Source organism: Pedobacter sp. 05L430, assembly GCF_056397585.1.
Map to the genome: position 1 here is coordinate 1 of NZ_JBFTNT010000333.1, position 4,328 is coordinate 4,328.

Annotated in this window: 6 protein-coding genes and 1 pseudogene; 4 read left to right on the top strand and 3 right to left on the bottom strand. The window is 36.1% G+C overall.

What is annotated here, in order from left to right; genetic code table 11:
• Both AC1DG9_RS23970 and AC1DG9_RS23975 read right to left on the bottom strand, forming a co-directional pair.
• Positions 1-234 (bottom strand): Gfo/Idh/MocA family protein (locus tag AC1DG9_RS23970; protein ID WP_477635377.1); only part of this gene is annotated, 234 nt, incomplete at its 3' end.
• A gap of 48 nt (positions 235-282) precedes the next feature.
• Positions 283-525, bottom strand: coding sequence for a hypothetical protein (locus AC1DG9_RS23975; RefSeq protein ID WP_172663029.1), 243 nt, complete (start codon positions 523-525; stop codon positions 283-285).
• 119 nt (positions 526-644) lie between these two features.
• On the opposite strand from AC1DG9_RS23975, the gene dinB reads away from it, so the two are divergent.
• From dinB to AC1DG9_RS23995, 4 genes are all read left to right on the top strand, one after another.
• Complete coding sequence (dinB, locus tag AC1DG9_RS23980; RefSeq protein ID WP_477612262.1) at positions 645-1,700, top strand: DNA polymerase IV; 1,056 nt, start codon at positions 645-647, stop codon at positions 1,698-1,700.
• Positions 1,701-1,801: 101 nt separating this feature from the next.
• Positions 1,802-2,380: a hypothetical protein gene (locus tag AC1DG9_RS23985; protein ID WP_337716286.1), complete on the top strand. Its 579-nt coding sequence runs from the start codon at positions 1,802-1,804 to the stop codon at positions 2,378-2,380.
• Between the two features lie 685 nt (positions 2,381-3,065).
• Positions 3,066-3,377 carry a hypothetical protein gene (locus tag AC1DG9_RS23990; RefSeq protein WP_048905294.1) on the top strand — a complete coding sequence of 104 codons (312 nt, stop codon included), beginning with the start codon at positions 3,066-3,068 and terminating at the stop codon, positions 3,375-3,377.
• A 197-nt stretch (positions 3,378-3,574) separates the two neighbouring features.
• Entirely contained in the window at positions 3,575-3,808 is a 234-nt protein-coding gene (locus AC1DG9_RS23995) for a hypothetical protein (protein ID WP_337716288.1), read from the top strand.
• 290 nt (positions 3,809-4,098) lie between these two features.
• Here AC1DG9_RS23995 and AC1DG9_RS24000 read toward each other — a convergent pair.
• Positions 4,099-4,328: pseudogene (locus tag AC1DG9_RS24000) on the bottom strand (patatin); the annotation flags it as partial.

The window sequence follows — 4,328 nt, forward strand, 5'->3', positions numbered from 1 at the left end:
CTGTAAAGGTGGGGTTGCTATATAAACAGCATTTACCTCGGGGTCATTAATTAATTTTTCTGCATTATCGTACCATGCAGGCACATTGTGCCTGGATGCATAATCCCGGGCTTTGGCTACATCTCTTCGCATTACTGCAACAAGAGATGAATTAGGAACTTTATTAAAAGCAGGACCACTTTTTACTTCAGTCACGTCTCCGCAACCTATAATACCCCATTTAATTTCTTTCATAGCTTACTTGCCTCAGTATAACAGTTGGTTTCTGCGGCAATATAAGAATTATCCTATTTTGCTTTCCAAAATTTCAATGTGCTTTCCTATTTCATCCACAAGCTCCTGACTAATGTGATCTGTTGTTTTCCACTGTACCGAATTACTTCCCTTAATGCAATAGATGTGCCCGGTCCTTTCTCCATTAACATATACAATATAATCCCCTTCTTTTGGTATTTCCACTCTTATAGCACTTGGATCGCCCTTAATTTCGAGAGTAAATTCATATGGATTTAAGTCTTTTTGCATAATTAATGTCTTTGTTTTGCTTAAAAACATATAAACAACGTTATTGTTTCCTTATTAAAATACTTTTGTAAAGGAATGCCTAAATTTAAACTGTGATCAGAAAAATAATCCATATTGATATGGATGCATTTTATGCATCAGTTGAACAGCGCGATTTTCCCGAATTCAAAGGGAAACCCATTGCTGTTGGCGGCTCACCTGATGGACGCGGAGTTGTGGCTACAGCAAGTTACGAGGCACGCAAATTTGGCGTTAAATCAGCGATGCCTTCACGACAAGCACTTCAGCTTTGTCCTGAGATCATATTTGTACGACCAAGATTTGATGCTTATAAAGCTGTATCTACACATATCCGAGAGATTTTTAGTCGATATACTGATCTTATCGAACCATTATCTTTAGACGAGGCCTATCTTGATGTAACCCAGGATAAGTTAAATATAGGTTCAGCATTAGAGATAGCTAAACAAATTAAACAGGCCATCAAAGACGAGCTTAACTTAACTGCTTCTGCGGGAGTATCATCTGGTAAATTTGTTGCAAAAATTGCGTCTGATATGAATAAACCAGATGGATTAACGTTCATTGGCCCTTCAAAAATCGAAAGCTTTATGGAAAGGCTTCCTGTTGAGCGTTTTTTTGGCGTTGGTAAAGTCACCGCAAAAAAAATGAAAAGTATGCAGTTGCATACAGGGGCAGATCTTAAACGACTCACTGAACAGGACCTGATTAAATACTTTGGTAAGGTGGGTAAATTCTATTATGCAATTGTAAGGGGTATTGACCACCGCGCCGTTCAGCCAGAAAGGCAAACAAAATCGCTGGCTGTAGAAGATACCTTTGAGCACGATTTAATCACGATTGAAGAAATGTACACTGAATTAAGTAAACTAGCAGATAAACTTGCATTTCGTTTAAACAAGAATCAGCTTAAGGGAAGAACCATTACACTTAAACTAAAATATAGTGATTTTAAACAGATCACCAGGAATCAGTCCTTTCCTAATCCTGTTTCCGATTATCAAATCATAATAGCTACAGCCAAGCTTCTTCTTGAAAATATTGATTTAGTAGATAAAAAGGTAAGATTACTTGGTATATCACTTTCTAATTTCAATGAAATCCAGATTCCCCCCCGCTCCGGTGATCCATATCAACTTCAGCTATTCGACTAGCTAACTTAACTACCTATCAACCTCTTAAGTCCTAATTATACATTTCGTAAACAAAAAACTTCAAGATTTGTTAACTTATTATATAATTAAAAAATCGAGCTATGAAAAAATTAACTTTAACTCTTGTTTTATGTGTCACTGTGTTATTTGGAGCAACTGCTCAGATACAGAAGGGCAACGTAATGATTGGTGCCAATCTATCAAACATTTCTTTCGGATTGGACAAACCAAATGTATTTAGTTTAAAAATAAATCCAAAAGCCGCGTGGTTTGTTCAGGATGGTTTAGCACTTGGTGGCGACGTTTCTTTCGGTCTTGCAACAGCTAAAAATGCAGGTACTGATATTAGCTATGGCATTGGCGCTCTTGGACGCTATTACGGTGCTACCGGAGCTAATGAAGTGGCTAACAACTCCAGGTTCTTTGGTGAAGCTACTGTTGGTGTTTCAGGCGTAAATCCTTCAGTTGGTGGTTCAACAAATGGTTTAGGATTTAGCTTTGGTCCCGGTTGGACTTATTTTGTAACACCTAGTATTGGCTTAGAAGCATTACTTAAATACAATGGTGTTGTTGGCTTCGGAAGCAGTGCTTATGCACACAATCTGGGTCTTGCAGTAGGGTTCCAGATTTATCTGCCAGGAAAAGGCACTGCACGTAAAGTACAAAGAGATATGCAGTAATCATTACTTTTAATCTTTAAAAAAGGAAGGTGTATCACAATGATCGCCCTCCTTTTTTTTTACGTTATCCTCTTATTGTTATTTACGGCAACTAATCTTTGCGGTAATAATTCACTAAAAACCCGCTTTTTCCTTGGTCTCGGCTTAGGTACAGTTCGATTCAGGTATATTAACAACAGGTGTTTCACAGGTGTCTCACTCCTCTGCTGCAGGTCTGTGTCCCTGTTAAACAGGAGTTTAACTGAGGTGAGGTCTGAGTGTTAGTGAAGTGGATAAAAAACCTGAATTATAGAATAGCCATACCGTTTAAAAATAAACTAAGCTGCATTTGCTATGATCATGTAGTTTACATTGCCTCTGCGCTCCAATGTTATTACATAATCAGGGAATTCCACTTATCAGGTTATATGGAACCTGATAAGTGGAATTAGAGATATAAAATTTCTTAACGCAAAAAAGCGCAGACTGTTCGGCAACAGACCACCTACCATGTTCCAGCGAGAACCCTTTTTTGTTTCTGAACTCACCAAACTGTGGAGTTTCTCTACAACTTCAAAACCCAATAAAACACACAATCAACTGTAAATCAATTACATGCCAAAAACAAATGATTTAGGCACCATTATGTAGCCTAGTCTAAACATAACTAACAAGAATTTTTAACTGAAATTTTAAAATAAGTATTATGAAAAAGATCATCTTATCAGCAGCATTTTTAGCATTAGCAGGATTAACTACAGTAAAAGCAAGCGACATTAAAAACCCAGTTAGAGTTGCTGTTCAACAAGATAGCGTTACAAAAGCTCCGGTTGAATTAAAAGACCTTCCTGAGCCAGTTCAAAAAACATTACAGTCTGAACCGGTTAAAGCATGGACGCCAACGGCTGCATTTCTTGTAACTAATCCAGACAAATCTACATATTACCAAGTTGATGTTAAAAAAGAAACAGAAACTGGTTCTTTGAAAATTGACAAAGACGGAAAAATTATCCAATAATATAAAGAACCAAAAATCCCTAAAGTTTAATTAACATCCACAAAGCCAGAGCAATCTGGCTTTGTGGTAAAGTTTGGTTCTACATTACCTCCCCCTACATCTACCCTTTTATATTTATCATTTTGAAAAAGTGATGCTCTTTTCTAAAACAACATCACTTTTTCAAATGTTTCTATTGTACATCAAATCCAACGGCTATGAATAATCAAAATGGAAATGAGGAACAGGTCCCTAAGGAAATTGGTTCTAATTTGACCGGTACAGCTATTCATGCAAAACCTGGACACTTAAGAGATATTCCTATAGATAGGTATATTGAAGAACTCGAGAACAAAGACTTAACTGCCCCCAAAAAAAAGAAAATTCATTGGAACAGTACAAGATTAAAAAAAGAAAACAAGAGCATTCAAAATAAGGGATCAGAAAATTGACTTTGAATAACAAAAACGCACTTGATTAACAAACAAGTGCGTTTTTATATTTTGAAATTGAACAACTGCGTATTTTCACAGTTGATATCAGGTCATTTCTCAGTTAATTTTGAGTTGAATTAAAAAGTGATAAATAAAATTTAACACCATGTATCTCAAAAAAACAAAAAAATCATCTTTAACACGTTATACCATTAGTGTATTAAAAGTTTTGGCATTTATTTTATTTGTATTCTGTTTTTATCAGGCCTGTAAAATAACCACTCCTTAAATAGCCTTTCATTTAAGGGCTAGCGTGCAACTTTTATAAAATCCCAGGGCATTTTAGAAGTAGATTTTTTTTGTTCCTCTACAAGGAATTTAGCAATCTGGTTTAAAAAATTCTCATTTTCGCTTACAGTTTTATCTCCAAGAGCCACTAATTTTTCAATATTTGCCGGACTCGCAGCATCTAACCCTTCTTTAATACTTTCCAAACTACCCGGTTCTATCCTTACATAGTTCTTTTCTTTCCCTACTG